We start from the raw sequence: 18,118 nt of genomic DNA, 5'->3' as shown, positions 1-18,118 counted from the left end.
TACCAGCCTGTCATGGAGGCCGGATATGATCTACACGACAATACTGGTCCAGCTCGATATCGATGCGTCGGCAACGCCGCGCCTGATTTTCGCGCAAGAGATCGCGAGGAAATTCGAGGCGGATCTCATCGCGGTGACGGCAGCCGAAGCTTCCACGCTGGTGTCGCCGAGCGAATCGTCGCTGGCTGTGGCAGAGGTTTTGCGTCAGCGGACCCTCGATATCGAGGATCGTATCAACAAGCTCAAGGAGGAGTTCCTTGCCGTCGTCGGCAACAACGAACGCGCATCATGGCGCGCCGAGCTTGACGATCCTACACGCGCCGTTGCCCTGCACGCGCGAGCGGCCGATCTGGTGATCACCGGCGCGCCCGCTGCGGCTGCCGCCGGCGACTTCCAAAGGACCATCGATCCGGGCGCACTGGTCCTGTCCGCGGGCAAGCCGGTTCTGTTTGCCACCGACGATCTCCGCACCCTCAAAGGCGAGAAGGTCATGGTTGCCTGGAAGGACTGCCGCGAAGCGCGACGGGCGGTGGTCGATGCGATGCCTTTCTTGCGCAATGCCAAGGAGGTGACCGTTTTCAGCGCAGCTGAAAGAGGCACGCTCGCCGCGCGAGATGGCGCGGCCGATGTCGTGCGCTTCCTGATGAAGCATGGCGTGAAGGCTCGATCGCAGTTGCTGGAAAGCGATGGATCATCGGCGGGCGACGCCATTCTCGTCGCGGCCGATCAAATCGGGGCCGACCTCATCGTGGCCGGCGGCTACGGCCACAGCCGGTTCCGTGAATGGGCTTTCGGGGGCGCGACGCGATCCCTGCTCAGGTCGGGCTCATTCCACAGGCTTCTGTCGAATTGAAGGGCCCCAGCCATCTGTGTCCGCCACGTAGGCATGCCATTGAAGGAGACGAGGCCAATGCAACTTTTGGCATCCTTGTTCTTGCCAACCTACCCGGATTCACCCGGGCCGAAGGTGGCATCAAATGCGGTGGCGGTTGCCAGGCAACTCGGCGCCACGCTGGACGCAGCGGTCATCAACGTCGACATCCCGGACGTTTCAAACGCGTTGTCCGGTTTCCTGTTCGACCTTCCCGCGAAGATTCGGGAGGTCGAGACTGCCAGCCGAAACCGCGGCAAGGCTTTGCTGGAGACGGTCGCGGCTGAAGCCGCGCGATGCAACGTGACCTTGACCAGACAGGAGTTGAAGGCGCAGCCCGCGCTGATGGGAGAGGCCGCCGCCAGGGAGGGGCGCTATTTCGATCTCTGCCTGGTGGGATGGAGCGCAAGCAACGAAGCGGCCCGAATGACTATCGAGGAGGTCGTGTTCAGCTCCGGCCGCCCGACATTGATTCTTCCGGGCGGGAGGGATGTCGGCGCCCTTGACCATGTGGTGATCGCCTGGGACGGCAGCCGCGTGGCTGCCCGGGCAGTGGCCGACGCACGACCGTATTTGGAGCGCGCCTCCGCAATATCGATCGTGACCGTGACGGATGAGAAGGCGTTGCCGCGCCAGGATATCGGCGATCGCCTCGCGCATGGACTGGAAGCGCGCGGCTTTCGGGCGAAGGCGGCATCAATCCGGGCCGGCAAGAGTGAAATCGGCATCGCTCTTCAGGAGCACGCCGTGAAGATCGGCGGCAATCTTCTCGTTATGGGCGGATGGGGCCACTCGCGTTTGAGGGACTTCGTGCTTGGCGGAGCGACCGAAGGGATTTTGTCGGATCTGCGATTGCCGGTATTGATGTCTCATTAGGCGATGAGAGGCCGCTACTCCAACGCACGGACCCAAGCGGATGCTGACAACGGCAAACAAGCATCCGGCAGATGACGTGACCAGCACTCCAGCGCCTGGCGAGAGCTTGTGCGGCCTCAGCGAGGCCGAAGCGCGGGCCAGAATTCTGGCCGAAGGGCCGAACGAGCTGCCCAGATCTGGACGACGCACACCGCTGAAAATTGTCGTCGAGGTCGTTCGCGAACCGATGCTGGCGCTGCTGCTGGGCAGCGGCGCGGTATATCTCCTGCTTGGCGATTTGCGCGAGGCGTTGGTCCTGTTGTGCTTCGCCACCCTCTCGGTTGCAATAACCGTCGTGCAGGAAGCGCGTACGGAACGTGTCTTGGACGCACTCCGCGATCTCACGAGCCCTCGTGCGCTGGTGGTGCGCGACGGCGAACGTCGTCGGATAGCCGGGCGTGAGGTGGTTCGCGGCGATATCGTCATGCTTGGCGAAGGAGATCGTGCGCCAGCTGATCTAACCCTGATACAAGCCGGCGACCTCCAGGTCGACGAATCCCTGCTCACCGGCGAATCCGTGCCGGTGCGAAAGATCGCGGCAATGTCGGGTGACCGGACCATCAAGCACCGACCGGGTGGAGATGACGTGCCAGCCGTTTTCTCTGGATCGCTGGTCGTCCGCGGCTCGGGTATCGGCGAAGTGACGGCAACCGGGCTTCGCACCGCAATCGGTGCCATCGGCCAGTCGCTCAGCACCTTGGAGATTGAGGCGCCTCGGCTCCAGATGCAGACAAGACGCGTCGTCAGGCTGTTCGCTGTGGTTGGCGCGGCCGTCAGCGTGCTAGCGGTTCTGTTGCATGGCTGGTTGCGCGGAGAATGGCTCGACGGGATATTGGCGGGGATTGCCCTCGGCATGTCGATGCTGCCGGAAGAATTTCCGATGGTGCTGACGATCTTCATGGCCATGGGCGCCTGGCGCATATCGAAGGCGCGTGTGCTTACCCGCAGAGCGACGGCCATCGAGACGCTTGGGTCCGCGACCGTACTGTGTACCGACAAAACCGGGACGCTCACCCGAAACCAGATGGCCATCGCGGAGTTGAGGACGCCCGATGGAGGTGTTTACTCGCCGCTCGAATTCTCAGACGGGCTTCCCGAAGCGATCAGGGATCTGGTTGAACTCGGAGCGCTGGCCAGTGCTGAAATTCCCTTCGACCCTATGGAAAAGGCATTTCACGACCTTGCCGATCGAAGTTTGCACAGGCCGGCGATCGGCCGCCAATTGCTTCGCAGCTACAGGCTTCGGCCCGAACTGCTGGCCATGTCGAACGCCTGGCGGCTGGCTGCAGGCGACGACGATTGCCTTATCGCTGCCAAAGGCTCTCCCGAAGCGATCATAGGCCTTTGCGGTCTTCCCAAGGACCAGGCCAGTGCAATCCGGAGATCCGCGGACGCTATGGCGACCGAGGGCCTCAGGGTGCTTGGTGTGGCCCGCGCCGGCCACCCGGTGAACAATTTGCCTGACCACCAAACCGCCTTCGCCTTCGAATTCGTGGGGCTGGTCGGACTAGCCGATCCACTCCGCGCGGGAGTCCGGGAAGCAGTGGCCAGCTGCCGCTCGGCCGGCATCCGCGTCGTGATGATCACCGGGGACTATCCCGCAACCGCCACAGCGATTGCAAGCGAGGCCGGGCTCGACACTACCGGTGTCGTCACGGGCGAAGAGCTGAAAGAGATGGACGAAGCAGACCTGTCGGCAACGGCGAAGACGACGACAGTGTTTGCCCGAATTATGCCCGATCAGAAGCTGGCCATCGTCAGAGCCCTGAAGGCGACTGGCGAGATTGTCGCGATGACAGGGGACGGCGTAAACGATGCTCCGTCCCTGAAAGCCGCCGACATTGGCGTCGCCATGGGAGGACGCGGCACGGATGTCGCGCGCGAGGCTTCCTCCATCGTTCTTCTCGACGACGACTTCGGGTCGATCGTTGCGACGATCCGGCTCGGACGACGCATCTATGACAATCTGCGCAAGGCAATGAGCTTCATCTCCGCCGTTCATGTGCCGATAGCGGGGCTGGCCCTGATGCCGCTGCTGTTCGGTCTGCCCATCCTGCTCGGGCCGCTGCACATCGCATTCCTGGAAATGGTGATCGACCCGGTCTGCTCGCTCGTCTTTGAGGCGGAATCCGAGGAGGACGACATCATGGACCGACCACCGCGGGATCCGCAAGAGACCCTGTTTACCCGTCCGCTGATGGCATGGAGCCTTGCGCAGGGCCTGCTGGCACTGGCAGTTGTCGCTGCCGTCTATCTGCTCAGCCTTTATGCAGGAATCCCGGAAGGAGAAGTACGCGGCCTGACTTTCTTCGCCCTCATCGTCGCAATAGTCGGGCTGGTGTTGGTCAATCGCACCTACAGCGCCTCGCCGATTTCAGCGCTTCTAAGGCCCAATCGCGCCCTTGTCGTAGTCATCGCCGTGGATGCACTGGTGCTTGGCCTGGTGCTGCTCTACCAGCCCGCGACCGCTCTCTTCCAATTCGGCCAGCCGCGTCTGAGCCATCTGGCCGTGGCACTGGCTGCCGGGCTTTGTATGGTCGGATTGCTCGAGTTTCTGAAATATCGCTCGCGAGGAATGCTGAGGACCTGAGCTGAATGCCGGAACTCAGGCTAAATAAATAAATACTGTCGGCGATCCCAATCCACGCTATCGCGCTGTCGCCTCGATGTCAGGAACTGCGGCTTGTCGCTACATCGACATTTCCGGTTCAAGCGGACGCTCCTTCGCCGGCTCTGGAATCTCCGTCATGGTCGCTTCCGTCAGGAGCAGGACGCTGGCGACGGAGACGGCGTTCTCCAGCGCGATGCGCACGACCTTGGTCGGGTCGATGATGCCGGCTTCCACGAGGTCGACATATTCCTTACGGCCGGCGTCAAAGCCGAAATTTCCCTTGCCTTCGCTCATCCTGGCGACGACCACGCCGCCATCGACGGCAGAATTCTCGGCGATCTGGCGCACAGGCATTTCCAGCGCGCGCTTGAGGATCTGGAGCCCGGTGCGCTCGTCGCCTTCGCAACGCGCTTCTTCCTCGGCGACCGCACCGATGCAGCGCAGCAGGGCCAGGCCGCCGCCAGGCACGATACCCTCCGCGACGGCAGCCTTGGTGGCGCTGATGGCGTCGTCGAGCGCTTCCTTTTTCGACTTCATCTCGGCTTCTGTCGGTGCGCCCACCTTGATGACGGCCACGCCGCCGGCGAGCTTGGCAAGCCGCTCCTGGAGCTTCTCGCGATCATAGTCGCTGGTCGTATCGCTGATCTCTCGCCGGATCTGCTCGACGCGCGCCTTGATGGTCTTCTGCTCGCCGCCGCCGCCGATGATCGTGGTGTTATCCTTGTCGACGACCACGCGCTTCGCGCGTCCCAATTGCGCCATCGTCACGTTCTCGAGCTTGAGGCCGATGTCCTCTGAAATGACCTGCCCGCCCGTCAGGATGGCGATGTCCTGCAGCATGGCCTTGCGGCGGTCGCCGAAGCCCGGCGCCTTCACGGCGCAGTTCTTGAACGTGCCGCGGATCTGGTTGACGATGAGCGTGGCAAGCGCTTCGCCCTCCACATCCTCCGCGATCACAAGCAGTGGCGATCCTGATTTCGCCACGGCCTCGAGCAGCTTGATCAGGTCGTTGAGTGACGAGATCTTCTTTTCGACAATGAGCACGAGCGCGTCTTCCAGCACCGCCTCCATCTTCTCGGTGTCGGTCACGAAGTAGGGGGACAGGAAGCCGCGGTCGAACTGCATGCCTTCGACCACATCGAGGACCGTTTCGGTTGTCTTCGATTCCTCGACCGTGATGACGCCTTCGCCCCCCACTTTCTCCATGGCCTCGCCGACCAGTTCGCCGATCAGCGGATCGTTGTGGGCGGAGATCGTCGCCACCTGTTCCTTCTCGCGCCTGGTCGCGACCGGCCGCGATATCTGTTTGAGCGTTTCGATCACGCGCTTCGTCGCACGGTCGAGACCGCGCTTGATGTCGATAGCGCTCGCGCCCGCGACGACATTGCGCACGCCGTCGGCGAATATTGCATGGGCGAGGATGGTCGATGTGCTCGTTCCGTCGCCGACCATGTCGCCGGTCTTCTCGGCGGCCTGTCTCAACATGCGCGCGCCGAGATTTTCTTCAGCGTCCTTCAGGTCGAATTCCTTGGCGATCGTCACGCCGTCGTTGCAGACGATTGGCGCGCCCCATTTCTTTTCGATCAGCACCGACTTCGAGCGCGGGCCGAGAGTCACCCGAACGGCGTCGGCAAGCTGGGTCGCACCGCGCAGAATCTTCTCACGCGCCGCCGACCGAAACAGCACCTGTTTGTGGGCCATGGTCGTCTCCGAAACTACCTGAACGTCCACCTAGCCGCGTTGTGATCGATCGGCCTTGATGTGCATCAATTCCGGTTCCGCCGACATGTTTGCCGTTTTGACCGGAATCAATGATGGCTGAGTCTTCCGCTGCTCTGCTGCCATCTGCTCACATCGGGAGATGGCCATGCAGACGAACGAGACGCCGCATTACGATGCCGGCGTGAACAGGACTGGCTGCTGTCCCAAATTCAATCCAGGCGGCTGGGACGATCAGGAGCTGCACTTCCGCGACAAGCCATTCGTGAGAGCGACGACCCGCAGCGTCATGCATGTCCCCGTGAACATGGGCGCCGTTTTCGCCAGAGTTAACCAGCACATCGATGCTGCCGGTGCTTCGGCCGATGGCCAGTTCATCGTTCTCAGCCGCGATCTCTCCCCCTGGACCAGCGAGCATCTTTTCTCAGTCTCGAAAGCCGTTCCCGAGGAAGAAATGACCACGCTGAGCGGCGACTTTCTGACGAAGGTGTTCGAAGGCCCATACAGCCAGGCAAGCCAGTGGCACGAGGAGATGCGGCAGATCGCGCGCGAACGAAAATCGGAGCCGGGCGATGTCTATTTCTTCTATACGACGTGCCCGAAATGCGCCAAGGCCTATGGAAAGAACTATATCGTTGGCGTTGCGGCCATAGCTTAGCACCCGCAGGTCAACGCGTTGCCGTCACCCAGTTGCCGTTACTCAAGGGATTGAGATATCCACTTGCTTTCAAGTGATGCGGACTGATGCTCGCTCGTCCCTTGGAGGAGCTATCGCAATGAGTCGAATTGGCGGTTTCCTGCTGGTCATGCTCATCGCCATTGCGACAGCGACCGCTGTGGCGTTCTTGCTTTACAGGAACGAGGTTGGTCGTCTGCGCGAGGCCGTCAGCCGCGGCAGCCTGATCGCCAACCTCGACATCGGCCCGATCGAATACGCCGACAGCGGTACGGGCATTCCACTGCTGTCGATCCACGGCGCCGGCGGCGGTTTTGACCTGGGCCTCGCCATTGCTGCCGATCTTGTGGGTGGAGGCTTTCGGGTCATCGCGCCGTCGCGCTTCGGCTATCTGCGCACGCCCGTTCCGCGAGACCCCTCTCCAGCCGCGCAGGGCGACGCGCACGCGGCGCTGCTTTCCAGACTGAACGTTCCCAAGGCGGTGGTCGTCGGCGTTTCGGCAGGCGCCCGTTCAGCGGTCGAGCTGACACTCCGGCATCCCGACAAGGTCGCCGCTCTCATTCTGATCGTCCCAGCCCTTTATTCGCCCACCAGTCGCGTCTCGATCAACGTGGGCCTCGGCAACAGGTTCGCATTCTGGGCCGTCAATGCTGGCGGCGATTTCGCCTGGTGGGCCGCCGAGACTATCGCGCCGTCGACACTTATTCGCTTTCTCGGCGTTCGACCGGCGGTGGTAGCAGCCGCGCCCCAGGCCGAGAGGGGCCGCGTCATGAGCTTCGTCAGGAGCGTCGAACCGTTGTCGCTGCGCTTCCCCGGAATCAACATCGACAGCGCCCCCGAGTTACATGAGCTGCCGCTGGAAGACATCACTGCACCGACAATGATCATCTCCGCGCGAGACGACCTGTTTAACACGCTGCCGGCAGCCGAATTCACGGCCGGTAAGATCCCCGGTGCAAAGCTGGTCGTCTACGACACCGGTGGACATCTTTTGGTTGGACACGCGCAGCAGGTTCGCGACGCCGTCCGCGTGTTCTTGGAGGGAGCGGGCGTGATCCCGTGACCCGATAGCCCGGACAGGGAAGCGGTTGCTCAGTATCGGCGTCAGGAGCCGGACACCGCGCCTTCTTCTTGCGGGTCTCCATTACGTCCAAGGGTCGGCATCAGCCAACGGACCAGGCCAAGGCCAAGGAGCGCCAGAGCCGTGAAGCCTGCGCCCGCCAGGAAGGTCATGCGCGGTCCGAAAAGATCCCAGAGCGCCCCCGCCAGCAGGCTGGCGGCCAGCAGCGCGAGCCCGCCCGACAGATTGAACATCCCGAAGGCGGTGCCTCTCAGCTCTGGCGGGGCGGTATCGGCGACGAGCGTTGCGAGAAGCCCTTGCGTGAAGCCAAGATGCAGGCCCCAGAGGGCCACGCCAAGCGCCACGCCGGCCAGATTTCCAGGGGACGCCAGCACGATGTCCGCGGCAATCAGGATCAGGAAGCCGAGAATAAGCATCGTCAGGCGATTGACGCGATCCGAGAGCGCGCCGGCCGGATAGGCGGCGAGCGAGTAGACCACATTCATGACCACGAGCACCAGCGGGACGAGCACGATCGGCAAACCCATGCCCTGCGCGCGCAGGATGAGAAACGCTTCGCTGAACCTGGCCAATGTGAACACGGTGGCGACGCAGACAACCAGCCAGAAGGGTGAGCCCAGGCGCCTGAGCTCGAGCAAGCTCAAGGGAGCACGCACCTCACGCAGGCCGGCGGGCCGGGCGGGCTCATGGACGGCTACGACCAGCAGCGCGACCGCCAGGAAGCCGGGAACGACCGCAGCCCAGAACACGGACCGAAACTGATTGGCGGTCAGCCACATGAGACCGATCGCGAGCAGCGGCCCGACAAACGCGCCAACCGTGTCGAGCGCTTGGCGAAGTCCGAAACTGGCGCCGCGTGCATGAGCGGGGGCGATGTCCGCAACCAGGGCATCGCGCGGAGCGCCGCGAATACCCTTGCCGACACGGTCGACAAAGCGGGCCGCCACAAGCCAGCCGACCGAAGAGGCCAACGGGAATACCGGCTTGGTGAGGGCGGCGAGGCCGTAACCGATGACCGCCAGCAGCTTGCGTTTTCCCAGCCAATCAGACAGTGCGCCCGAAAAAACCTTGGTGATGGCGGCCGTCGCTTCGGCAATGCCTTCGATGGTGCCGACCGTCACCATCGATGCTCCCATGACGGTGACGAGATAGATCGGCAGCAAGGCGTGGATCATCTCCGACGACACGTCCATCAGCAGCGAGACGAAGCCCAGCGCCCAGATCCCCGCAGGGATGGTCCTCAGGCGGACGGGGGTGATTTCCTGAAACTGTTCCATGCCCCCCGTTCGCCCTGTCGGTGTTGGTCATGCTCAGCGTAGCGAACCGGCGGTGGCGCTGTCCATCGAGATCGACCACGCAATGGCAAGGCCGTTGCGCCGCTATGCGGAGCACGCCGCGAAGGCGGTTGATCTCGCGCAAAGTGGAAGCCGATCAACGGCGTAGAATGTTATCCGTCCAAGATGGAGCAAGCCAATGCAGAAGGCTTTGATGAAGTCCGTCGCGGCAGTGAGCGCTGCTGTGGCCCTTGCCCCCGGTGCAGCATGGGCACAGGCGCCGTCCGACATCGGAAGGTACGATTGGGGACCTCACATGATGTGGGGCGGAGGTTGGTATGCCATGATTTTCGGTCCGCTGTTCATGATACTCTTCCTCGCGGTGCTGGTGGTAGCCGTAGTCGTTCTCGTCCGCGGGCTGGGTGGACCGTGGTCGGGGCCAGTATTACCGCATCACTCGGGCCGCACACCGCTCGACATTCTTCGCGAGCGATTTGCGCGCGGCGAGATCGACAAGGAAGAGTTCGAGGAAAGGCGCCGTGTGCTCGGCGAATAAGTGGCGTTGGCGTCCCGGCAGAAGGTGCGGCCGTCGTTGAGATGTTCCTTTGGCGCTTAGCCAACTTTTCGCCAGCTATCCGGCGCTAACTCCGAAGATCGTCCCGACCGCGGCGGTGACGCCCATCGCGAGCGCGCCCCAGAACGTGACCCGCGTGGCCCCGTGCACCACGCCGGCTCCTCCGGCAGTGGCACCCAGGCCGCGCAGGATGGCCAACGCAATGAGCGTGGATGCCGCGACGATGATGCTCGTCTTATCCGCAGGTGTCAGGAGGGCAACGAGCACCGGCACCACCGCCCCTGACGCGAAGGTGAGGGCCGAGACCAGGGCCGCCTGCACCGGGCGGGCGGCGACGGTCTCGGAAATGCCCAGTTCGTCACGGGCATGGGTCCCCAGGGCGTCACGCTCAGTCAGCTGGAGCGCGACGCGCTCCGCAAGTTCCCGGTCGAGGCCCCGATCGACGTAAATCCGCGTCAGTTCTTCCAGCTCAGCCTCGGGCGTCTCGGCGAGTTCCCGTTTCTCGCGCGCGAGGTCGGCGTTCTCGGCATCCGTCTGGGAGCTGACCGAGACATATTCCCCGGCAGCCATCGACATCGCGCCCGCAACGAGGCCGGCCAATCCCGCGATCAGGATCTCGGTCGATCCCGATCCGGCCGCGGCGACGCCGACCACGAGGCTTGAGGTGGAAACGATACCGTCATTCGCGCCAAGCACGGCGGCGCGGAGCCAGCCGATCCGGTGCACCATGTGAATTTCGCAATGCGAGAGACGGCTCATTTCGGTCCTTCCTGTGTGAGGCCACGTTCCATGACGACGGGAGCGAGCGTGAACGGCGGCTCGCCGGTCCGGGGATGCGGAGCGAAATCACGCGACCGGCCCTAGTGCCCTTGTCGGCCGTCGGCCTTGAGGCTTGTCAACTGCAAGGACGAGGCTTCGAACCGCGTGCCCTGCCGACCTTTGACGATCTCCACTGCGTCCTCGAGCCGCCCGATGGCCGACGGCCTGCCTGTAGCTTGGACGAATTCGATCGCGGCGCTTATCTTGGGCCCCATCGAGCCGGCCGGGAAATCGCGCCCGGACAATTCCGTTGCCCCGACCCTGCGAAGCGCGCGTGCGTCCGGCGTGCCGTAGCCGACATAGACCGCATCGACATCGGTCAGCATGAGCAGCATGTCGGCCTTCAACTGACGCGCCAGAAGCGAGCTCGCCAGATCCTTGTCGATGACGGCTTCGACGCCGATCATGCTGCCGTCGCCGCGAGCAACCACAGGGACACCGCCGCCGCCCGTGCAGATCACGACGACGTCGTGCTCGACCAGATAGGAGATCACGGACACCTCCAGAATCTCGACAGGTCGCGGGGAGGGCACGACGCGGCGCCATTTGTCGCCGTCGGGCGCAACTGCCCAGCCACGCTCGTCTGCAAGCCTTCGGGCGGTTGCCTCGTCATAGACAGGGCCTATCGGTTTCGTTGGATGCGCAAAGGCTGGATCGCGCGGGTCCACCTTCACCTGCGTCAGCAACGTCGCGAACAGCCTTTGGCTGGCGAGGTTGGCAAGCTCCTGCTCAATCATGTACCCGATCATGCCGGCGCTCTCGGCGCCGAGAACATCGAGCGGGAAGGCTCCTTCTTTCGACGCGGCGGCCGATTGGAGCGCGAGCAGGCCGACCTGCGGGCCGTTGCCGTGCGTGATCACCAGCGAATGGCCTTCGCCGATGAGCGCCGCCAGAACGGACGCGGCGCGCTTGACGTTGCTGCGCTGGTTCTCGGCGGTCATCGGCTCGCCGCGCCGCAACAGCGCGTTCCCGCCGAGAGCTGCGACGATCAGCATGTCAGTTGCCGATGGTGGCGACGAGCAGCGCCTTGATCGTATGCATGCGGTTTTCCGCCTGGTCGAAGACGATCGAGGCGCCCGACTCGAATACCTCGTCGGAAACCTCCATGCAGTCGATCCCGTACTCGCGTGCGATGTCGGCGCCGACCTCGGTCTCGGTATCGTGGAATGCTGGCAGGCAATGCATGAATTTCACATGTGGATTGCCGCTGGCCGACATCACCTCGCGCGTCACCCGATAGGGCGTCAGCAGACTGATGCGCTCCGCCCAGCCGGACTTGTCCTCGCCCATGGAGAGCCAGACATCCGTATAGATGAAGTCGGCGCCCGCAACGCAGCTCTTCACGTCTTCGTCCAGTCTGAAGCGACCGCCGCTGCGTTCGGCAAGATCTCTCACATGGGCGCAAAATTCCTCGTCCGGCCAAAGCTGTCTGGGCGAGGCGATACGCATGTCGATGCCGACCTTGGCGGCGCCCACGGCCAGGGACTGGGCGACATTGTCCCGTCCCTCGCCGACGAAGGCGACGCTCATGTCGGAAAGATGCTTGTGCGTGAATTCGCGCATGGTCATGAAATCGGCGAGGATCTGCGTCGGATGCGCCTCGTCGGTCAGGCCGTTGTAGACGGGCACGCCGGCATGCGCGGCGAGCTGTTCGGCCTGGTGCTGGGCAAAGCCACGATATTCGATTGCGTCATACATCCGGCCAAGCACGCGCGCAGTGTCCTTCATGGACTCCTTGTGTCCGATATGGCTGCCAGTGGGGCCGAAATAGGTGACGTGGGCGCCCTGATCGTAGGCGGCCACTTCGAACCCGGTCCGCGTGCGCGTGGAATCCTTCTCGAAGATGAGCGCGATGTTCTTGCGCACGAGGCGCGGTATCTCGTGCCCGGCCTGCTTGGCCGCCTTGAGGTCGGCGGCCAGCTTCAGGAGGAAGCGGATCTCTTCGGCCGAGAGGTCGTCCAGCGAAAGCACCGAGCGGCCATGCAGGTTGATCGACATTGGGGTCCTTTCAGAGCGGGTCGCGGGCGATGGGGCAGGTCATGCAATGGCCGCCGCCGCGGCCGCGGCTGAGCTCGGCGCCCTCGACGGTGATCACCTCGATCCCCGCGCGGCGCAGCAGCGTGTTGGTGTAGACGTTGCGGTCGTAGCCGATGACGACACCCGGCTCGACCGCAATGACGTTGTTGCCGTCGTCCCACTGTTCGCGCTCGGCCTCATAGCGGTCGCCGCCGGTGGCGATGATCCGCAGCGATTTCAGCCCGAGGGCCTCGGCGACGACCGTGGTGAAGGGGGTATTTTCTTCCCTGACCTCGACCGCCGCATCGCCATCGCCGGGCCGGATCGAGAAGCTGCGCAGCCGTTCGACCACCGGCGGATACATGGTGGCAAGATCCCGGTCGCAGAAGGTGAAGACGGTGTCGAGATGCATGAAGGAGCGGTCGCGCGGCATCAGCGCCGCGATCACGCGGGTGGCCTCTCCGGCGGCGAACAGGCTTCGGGCAAGGTCGCCCACCGCCTGCGGCGTGGTGCGTTCGCCAATGCCGACCAGAACGACGCCGCCGCCGACCGGCATGACGTCCCCGCCTTCCAGGCTGACGCCGGTTCCGGCTCCCGGAGACACGAATGGAATGCCGCTGTCGCGAAACCGCGGATGGAAGCGGTAGACAGCCTCGACATTGGCTGCCTCGGGTCGCCTGGCGGGCCAATACATGGCGTTGACTGAAACGGAGCGGTAGATCCAGCAGGAACTGTCGCGGGTGAAGAGCTGGTTCGGCAGCGGCGGCAGCACGAAATCCTGCGGCGCGAGCGTCCTTCCGGTCAGTCCCTTGGGCTCGAACGGAAGTTCGGCGCGGGCAATGCCGCCGACGAGATGGGTTGCCAGCAGCTCGGCCGGCATCTCGTTCAGCCACCCCCGCATCTCGTCGACCATGTCCAGCCCGACGACGCCGGCATGCACGCGCCGATCAAGAAGCCACTCGCGCGCCTTGCCGATGCCCACGGTCTCGGCGAGGAGCTCGCCGAACGAATGAACGACCACGCCGCGTTCGCGCAGGGCATCGACGAAAATGTCGTGTTCCTGGCGTGCTCGTTTCACCCACAGCACGTCGTCGAACAGCAGCGCCTTGCAGTTCTCCGGCGTCAGCCTGCGCAGGCTGAGATCCGGCCTGTGGACCATCACCTCGCGCAGGCGACCGACTTCCGAGTGGACTCCAAGATCTCTCATGGGACCAACTCTCAAAGCGCGCTGACGGCGCCGGTCCACATCTCGTAGACGGCGAGGATAGCGACTGCGACAAGGGCGACTGCAACGACGGCCTCCAGGGGATGGAAGACGCGCTGATTGCCTTCGCGACGGGCCCAGACATAGAAGATGATGCCCGGTGCATAGAGGATCGCGCACATGAACAGATACGCAGGTCCGGCCGCATAGACCAGCCACAGTCCATAGATCGTTGCCAGCACACCGGCAAAGAGAGGTCCGGCGCGCCGTTCGCCGCTTTCATAGCTTTCCCCGGTCCAGGCCAGCTTGGCGGCAAAGGCCCCGGAGAAGATGTAAGGCACCAGGATGGCTGCCGAGGCGATGTAGAAGAGCGCCTGGTAAGTACTCTGCGCGAACAGCGTGATCACCAGGAAGGCCTGGACGAGCAGGTTGGTGATGAGCAGCGAGGTCGAGGGAACGCCGCGCTCGCTCTCCCGGCCGAAGAATTTCGGCATTGTCCCGTCCTTGCTGGCGACATGCGGAACCTCCGCGGCGAGCAGCGTCCAGCTCAGGAAGGCGCCGACGACCGAGACGACGAGCGCAAGGTTGATGAGGACGGCGCCCCAAGGCCCGACAACCGCTTCCAGCACGCCCGCCATCGACGGGTTCTTGAGGGCGGCAAGTTCGGGTTGGCTTAGGATGCCGAGCGAAAGCAGCGAGACCAGCGCGTAGAGCGCGAGGCATGTGAAGAAACCGAGCACCGTCGCGGTGGCGATGTCCTTGCGGCGCTCTGCCCTGGCGGAGAATACGCTGGCACCCTCGATGCCGATGAAGACCCACAGCGTCACCAGCATCGTGCTCTTGACCTGGGCGGCGATGGTACCGGGCGAGGCGTTACCGAGCCCGGTGAAGTCGAGTGTCCAGACATTGAGCTTGAAGGCGACGGCGACGATCCCGACGAAAAGGACAACCGGGGCGATCTTGGCCGCGGTCACCACGGTGTTGACGATCGCGGCCTGGCGAATGCCTGCAAGGATGAGGAAGTGGATGACCCACAACAGGATCGATGCGCCGAGCACCGCCTGCCAGGTGTTGCCGTCACCGAAGGCAGGGAAGAAGTAGGACAGGGCGCTGAAGACGATCACGGCGTAGGACACGTTGCCCACCCACGCGCTGATCCAATAGCCCCAGGCGCTGTTGAACCCGACGAAGGGTCCGAACCCTGCCTTGGCATAGGCATAGGGACCTGCGTCGAGCTCGGGCCGGCGCACCGCCAGCGACTGATAGACAAACACCAGCGCCAGCATCCCGACGGCCGTGATCGCCCAGCCGATCAGGATCGCCAGCGGACCGGCGCCGGCTGCCATGTTCTGGGGCAGGCTGAACACGCCCGACCCTACCATCGAGCCGATCACAAGCGCTGTCAGCGATCCTAGTCGTAGCTTCGCAGATGCCGTGGCCGCGGCTTCCCGGATTGGGATATTGATTTGTGTTGTGGACATGATGCCCTCCCGAATTGAGAACGGTGGGAGGATTGACAGGAAACCGGCCAGGCAGCTTTGACGCCGGTCAAATATGCCGTGCTGGCACGGAGGCACAGCGTAATACTTGAACAAGCGTTGAGCACTGAGCGCCGAAACATCCTTGAGTTAAGGATACTCGGGTGCATCTTGCAGCATGCGGCGCCTATCTTGAGTTATAAGAAACAATTCCTACCTGTAATGTGCTCACGTACCTCCCATTTCGTGGGCGAACGATGGGTTGCACTCCCTGATCCCATCGTGTGCTGAGCCCGCTGTCACTCCTCCCAGCAGCGGGCTCCCTTTTTGGAGCAATTCCGGCAAGGCGCGGCTTCGAAGTTGGCCTCCTGTTTTGCTATGCCGAGAGATGGTCGAGCAGGTTGAGGGTGATCCTTCCCACGTCATTCATTGCCTTGCCGGCAGGCAGCGCGCCGCACCAGGCGACCGAACTTGCAGAAAAGACCAGGCCGCCGCGAAACGGAGCGTGGGGAGAAGAGGTGATGGTGCCAGAGGCGGAATCCAAGTCAAAGAAATATCGCTTTGTATTCAGTTGATTGAGGATCGTGCTGTGGCAGTTTTGACCAACAAAAATACCAGCTAAATATTTCTGTGGATTGGCTCGGTTCCCGAATACTGTGTGCCAGGTTACGTATCTGCACCTATGTTAGACGCCGAAAACTCTTGCCGATACCCAGTGATACGGGGGCTCGAGTCGCAGGACAGCTACATCGCGAAACCCACTATCGAAGATGCGCTCTTCCACTTTCGGCGGCGTTCAGCCTGAGCGTGCAAGAGCTTAACATCATGCCCAGTAGCCGGAATGCCGTTGGCAAAACAGAGGACTGCAGCCGGCGTCGATTGTTTCAACTAGGCTAATCCCAGGTGCGGCCCTTGCACCCTACTTCCGTTTAGCCGATCCCCTCTTGGGGGATTTGGTCACGGGTCTGCGCCGAGCCCACTCGACTTCGCCAGTGCCGATCTTTGGGCCGCGTAGCTCGGAGCCACCATCGGATACTCTGGCTTCAATCCCCACTTTTCGCGATATTCATCTGGCGTCAGGCCGTAGTGCACGCCAAGATGACGTTTCAGCGATTTGAACTTCTTCCCGTCCTCAAGGCAGATGACGTAGTCAGGGAACACCGATCGCTTCGGATTGACTGCTGGAACTAGGGTCGGTGTCTCGGGCTCGGCCGGTCCTCCGATCTTCGAAAGCGACATGTTCACGCTCTCGATAAGCTCCGGAAGGGAGGCAACCGGCACCGCGTTTTTGCCAACGTAGGCAGACACGATGTCCGCCGTGAGCTCGATCAACTCGCTTCGGCCGGCCTCAATCTCTTCCGACATGCAATAACTCCTATTTCGCGGCGATACCCGAACTTTCTTAGCCGGCTTTACCAACAGGTCCACGACTTTTGTCATAAGAGTGGTCTCGGCCGCCGATTGCTCAAGGGGGGCGTCCAGTCTACCTGGGGTTCCTGGAAGCTTTTCGAACTTTCTGTCTAGCGCCACCAGCGGAATTACGCGCCGTTATGAAAGAGACAGGGATATCGGAACGGGCTGGTGGCCTTTGATCGATGCGATCGCTCTTCGGAATTTAGGAGCCTGCCGCCGAGGCGCATGAAGCGGCGGGGATGCGATGGATCAGGCCCGGCTTGATCGCGTGCAGAATCTGCCGGGCGAGTACGATCTGCGCCATCCTTCGCTGATAGATTTCCGGGAAGAAGATTGATCGATAGATCGCCGCCGGCGGGTAGTAGGCCGCCGCAGTCAGGATATGGCCGGTCGCACTAGGGTCAGGATCACCGAACCTGAAGAAACATGGCCGGCGAGCGACACCGGCCATGCGGCCCATCAGGCCCGCCGCATATGCTCGCCCGGATTAGAAATGATAGTTGATGCCGACCCGAACCGTATCGAACTTGATGGCGTCGGTCGAGGGGATGCCGACCGAGTTGAAGCTGGGTTTGCCCAAATCCACATGCAGATACTCGGCCTTGAACGATATCTGCTGGTTCATGGCCCATTCAACGCCGGCGCCAGCAGTCCAGCCCCAGCGGGTATCGCTATAGCCGCATGTCGGAGTAAAGCCACATGCCCCGAGATCAGCCGATCCCTTGACATGACCGACGGCAAAGCCGCCCGTGGCGTAGGGAAGGAAATTCTCGAAGGCATAGCCGACGCGGGCGCGGCCGGTACCAAACCAGTCGACCTTGGCCGTGCACCCCTCGTTGCCGCACGGGGCCACAAAGGGAACCTTGAGGACGCTCCCATCAATATTGGCGTAGGAGACGTCGCCTTCGAGACCGAAAACAAATTGGCCCTTCTGCCAGTTATAGCCCCCAGTCAGGCCGCCGACGAAGCCATTAACATCGAAATCGACCGACGAGACACCATAGTGATATGTGTCTTGGTTCCACCCATATCCGGCGACGGCGCCGATATAAGCTCCCGACCAATTGACGCTTGCAGCGGGCTCGCTCGTAACCACGTCCGCGGCCAATGCTGAACCGGCAATCAGCGACAATAAACCGGCAAACAGGAAGGAACGTAAGCGCATCGAAAACCCCAATTAAAATCCCGAATCCCAGCCTATCAGCGACTACTGATGTTTAATGTCTCATTTTTGCAACAGCATTCTGGATATCTGCTGTGAGATTCGGGAATTGAACACTGAGTGATCCAGGCATCGCCCAGTGTCGAATGGCCCTGCGCTAAAATAGTGGTGGCGCTGATCCTGCTTGACGAGAAGCAGGGCCGTGGGCAGCATACGGGAACAAACGTGCATACTTTCGCCTTCTCCCCTTCGAAACTACGGCCGCTCCATTTTTCTCCGCAGGTCATCTTGCGTCGCGTCAGATG

16 protein-coding genes are annotated in these 18,118 nt (G+C 62.5%); 6 read left to right on the top strand and 10 right to left on the bottom strand.

The annotated features are described in order from the left end of the window. Positions 1-25: 25 nt before the first annotated feature. The 3 genes from RFN28_RS28790 to RFN28_RS28780 are packed head-to-tail and all read left to right on the top strand — an operon-like array spanning position 26 to position 4,376. A complete protein-coding gene (locus RFN28_RS28790) occupies positions 26-853 on the top strand; it encodes a universal stress protein (protein ID WP_320290526.1) in 828 nt (275 codons plus the stop codon). A 57-nt stretch (positions 854-910) separates the two neighbouring features. After that, positions 911-1,747 carry a putative universal stress family protein gene (locus tag RFN28_RS28785; protein WP_320290524.1) on the top strand — a complete coding sequence of 279 codons (837 nt, stop codon included), beginning with the start codon at positions 911-913 and terminating at the stop codon, positions 1,745-1,747. A 40-nt stretch (positions 1,748-1,787) separates the two neighbouring features. Next, positions 1,788-4,376 carry a cation-translocating P-type ATPase gene (locus RFN28_RS28780; RefSeq protein ID WP_320290523.1) on the top strand — a complete coding sequence of 863 codons (2,589 nt, stop codon included), beginning with the start codon at positions 1,788-1,790 and terminating at the stop codon, positions 4,374-4,376. A gap of 99 nt (positions 4,377-4,475) precedes the next feature. On the opposite strand, the gene groL is transcribed toward RFN28_RS28780, so the two are convergent. Then, positions 4,476-6,098 carry a chaperonin GroEL gene (groL, locus tag RFN28_RS28775; protein WP_320290522.1) on the bottom strand — a complete coding sequence of 541 codons (1,623 nt, stop codon included), beginning with the start codon at positions 6,096-6,098 and terminating at the stop codon, positions 4,476-4,478. A gap of 166 nt (positions 6,099-6,264) precedes the next feature. Between groL and RFN28_RS28770 the strand changes: the two genes are divergently transcribed. Continuing rightward, positions 6,265-6,774: a hydrolase gene (locus RFN28_RS28770; protein WP_320290521.1), complete on the top strand. Its 510-nt coding sequence runs from the start codon at positions 6,265-6,267 to the stop codon at positions 6,772-6,774. Positions 6,775-6,892: 118 nt separating this feature from the next. Next, on the top strand, positions 6,893-7,855 hold the full coding sequence (locus RFN28_RS28765; protein ID WP_320290520.1) for an alpha/beta fold hydrolase: 963 nt from the start codon (positions 6,893-6,895) through the stop codon (positions 7,853-7,855). 41 nt (positions 7,856-7,896) lie between these two features. Here RFN28_RS28765 and RFN28_RS28760 read toward each other — a convergent pair whose 3' ends face one another. Next, on the bottom strand, positions 7,897-9,150 hold the full coding sequence (locus RFN28_RS28760; RefSeq protein WP_320290519.1) for an MFS transporter: 1,254 nt from the start codon (positions 9,148-9,150) through the stop codon (positions 7,897-7,899). A gap of 196 nt (positions 9,151-9,346) precedes the next feature. Between RFN28_RS28760 and RFN28_RS28755 the strand changes: the two genes are divergently transcribed. After that, positions 9,347-9,703: an SHOCT domain-containing protein gene (locus RFN28_RS28755; RefSeq protein WP_320290518.1), complete on the top strand. Its 357-nt coding sequence runs from the start codon at positions 9,347-9,349 to the stop codon at positions 9,701-9,703. A gap of 75 nt (positions 9,704-9,778) precedes the next feature. Here RFN28_RS28755 and RFN28_RS28750 read toward each other — a convergent pair whose 3' ends face one another. The 8 genes from RFN28_RS28750 to RFN28_RS28715 form a co-directional block, all read right to left on the bottom strand. After that, a complete protein-coding gene (locus tag RFN28_RS28750; RefSeq protein WP_320290517.1) occupies positions 9,779-10,480 on the bottom strand; it encodes a VIT1/CCC1 transporter family protein in 702 nt (233 codons plus the stop codon). Positions 10,481-10,581: 101 nt separating this feature from the next. Continuing rightward, complete coding sequence (gene arcC / locus RFN28_RS28745) at positions 10,582-11,535, bottom strand: carbamate kinase (protein ID WP_320290516.1); 954 nt, start codon at positions 11,533-11,535, stop codon at positions 10,582-10,584. A gap of 1 nt (position 11,536) precedes the next feature. Then, positions 11,537-12,538, bottom strand: coding sequence for an ornithine carbamoyltransferase (gene argF / locus RFN28_RS28740; RefSeq protein WP_320290515.1), 1,002 nt, complete (start codon positions 12,536-12,538; stop codon positions 11,537-11,539). A gap of 10 nt (positions 12,539-12,548) precedes the next feature. After that, the gene (locus RFN28_RS28735) at positions 12,549-13,763 is read right to left on the bottom strand and encodes an arginine deiminase (RefSeq protein WP_320290514.1); all 1,215 of its coding nucleotides are present in this window, start codon (positions 13,761-13,763) and stop codon (positions 12,549-12,551) included. An 11-nt stretch (positions 13,764-13,774) separates the two neighbouring features. After that, positions 13,775-15,241 (bottom strand): arginine-ornithine antiporter, encoded by a 1,467-nt coding sequence (arcD, locus tag RFN28_RS28730; RefSeq protein ID WP_320290513.1) that lies wholly within the window; start codon positions 15,239-15,241, stop codon positions 13,775-13,777. Positions 15,242-16,195: 954 nt separating this feature from the next. Then, positions 16,196-16,603 carry a Ros/MucR family transcriptional regulator gene (locus tag RFN28_RS28725; RefSeq protein ID WP_320290512.1) on the bottom strand — a complete coding sequence of 136 codons (408 nt, stop codon included), beginning with the start codon at positions 16,601-16,603 and terminating at the stop codon, positions 16,196-16,198. Positions 16,604-16,853: 250 nt separating this feature from the next. Next, positions 16,854-17,111 carry a hypothetical protein gene (locus RFN28_RS28720; protein ID WP_320290511.1) on the bottom strand — a complete coding sequence of 86 codons (258 nt, stop codon included), beginning with the start codon at positions 17,109-17,111 and terminating at the stop codon, positions 16,854-16,856. A 27-nt stretch (positions 17,112-17,138) separates the two neighbouring features. Beyond that, the gene (locus tag RFN28_RS28715; protein ID WP_320290510.1) at positions 17,139-17,816 is read right to left on the bottom strand and encodes an outer membrane protein; all 678 of its coding nucleotides are present in this window, start codon (positions 17,814-17,816) and stop codon (positions 17,139-17,141) included. Positions 17,817-18,118 lie beyond the last annotated feature (302 nt).

This window comes from Mesorhizobium album, assembly GCF_033977205.1.
Taxonomy (GTDB): domain Bacteria; phylum Pseudomonadota; class Alphaproteobacteria; order Rhizobiales; family Rhizobiaceae; genus Mesorhizobium; species Mesorhizobium album.
Note: the sequence above shows the minus strand (reverse complement) of the source record. Positions and strands in the feature narration are given on the sequence as shown.

Coding starts and splice junctions, on each gene's coding strand:
- RFN28_RS28790 (WP_320290526.1), top strand. CDS start 26: ATGATCTACACGACAATACTGGTCCAGCTCGATATCGATGCGTCGGCA.
- RFN28_RS28785 (WP_320290524.1), top strand. CDS start 911: ATGCAACTTTTGGCATCCTTGTTCTTGCCAACCTACCCGGATTCACCC.
- RFN28_RS28780 (WP_320290523.1), top strand. CDS start 1,788: ATGCTGACAACGGCAAACAAGCATCCGGCAGATGACGTGACCAGCACT.
- groL (WP_320290522.1), bottom strand. CDS start 6,098: ATGGCCCACAAACAGGTGCTGTTTCGGTCGGCGGCGCGTGAGAAGATT.
- RFN28_RS28770 (WP_320290521.1), top strand. CDS start 6,265: ATGCAGACGAACGAGACGCCGCATTACGATGCCGGCGTGAACAGGACT.
- RFN28_RS28765 (WP_320290520.1), top strand. CDS start 6,893: ATGAGTCGAATTGGCGGTTTCCTGCTGGTCATGCTCATCGCCATTGCG.
- RFN28_RS28760 (WP_320290519.1), bottom strand. CDS start 9,150: ATGGAACAGTTTCAGGAAATCACCCCCGTCCGCCTGAGGACCATCCCT.
- RFN28_RS28755 (WP_320290518.1), top strand. CDS start 9,347: ATGCAGAAGGCTTTGATGAAGTCCGTCGCGGCAGTGAGCGCTGCTGTG.
- RFN28_RS28750 (WP_320290517.1), bottom strand. CDS start 10,480: ATGAGCCGTCTCTCGCATTGCGAAATTCACATGGTGCACCGGATCGGC.
- arcC (WP_320290516.1), bottom strand. CDS start 11,535: ATGCTGATCGTCGCAGCTCTCGGCGGGAACGCGCTGTTGCGGCGCGGC.
- argF (WP_320290515.1), bottom strand. CDS start 12,538: ATGTCGATCAACCTGCATGGCCGCTCGGTGCTTTCGCTGGACGACCTC.
- RFN28_RS28735 (WP_320290514.1), bottom strand. CDS start 13,763: ATGAGAGATCTTGGAGTCCACTCGGAAGTCGGTCGCCTGCGCGAGGTG.
- arcD (WP_320290513.1), bottom strand. CDS start 15,241: ATGTCCACAACACAAATCAATATCCCAATCCGGGAAGCCGCGGCCACG.
- RFN28_RS28725 (WP_320290512.1), bottom strand. CDS start 16,603: ATGTCGGAAGAGATTGAGGCCGGCCGAAGCGAGTTGATCGAGCTCACG.
- RFN28_RS28720 (WP_320290511.1), bottom strand. CDS start 17,111: ATGGGCCGCATGGCCGGTGTCGCTCGCCGGCCATGTTTCTTCAGGTTC.
- RFN28_RS28715 (WP_320290510.1), bottom strand. CDS start 17,816: ATGCGCTTACGTTCCTTCCTGTTTGCCGGTTTATTGTCGCTGATTGCC.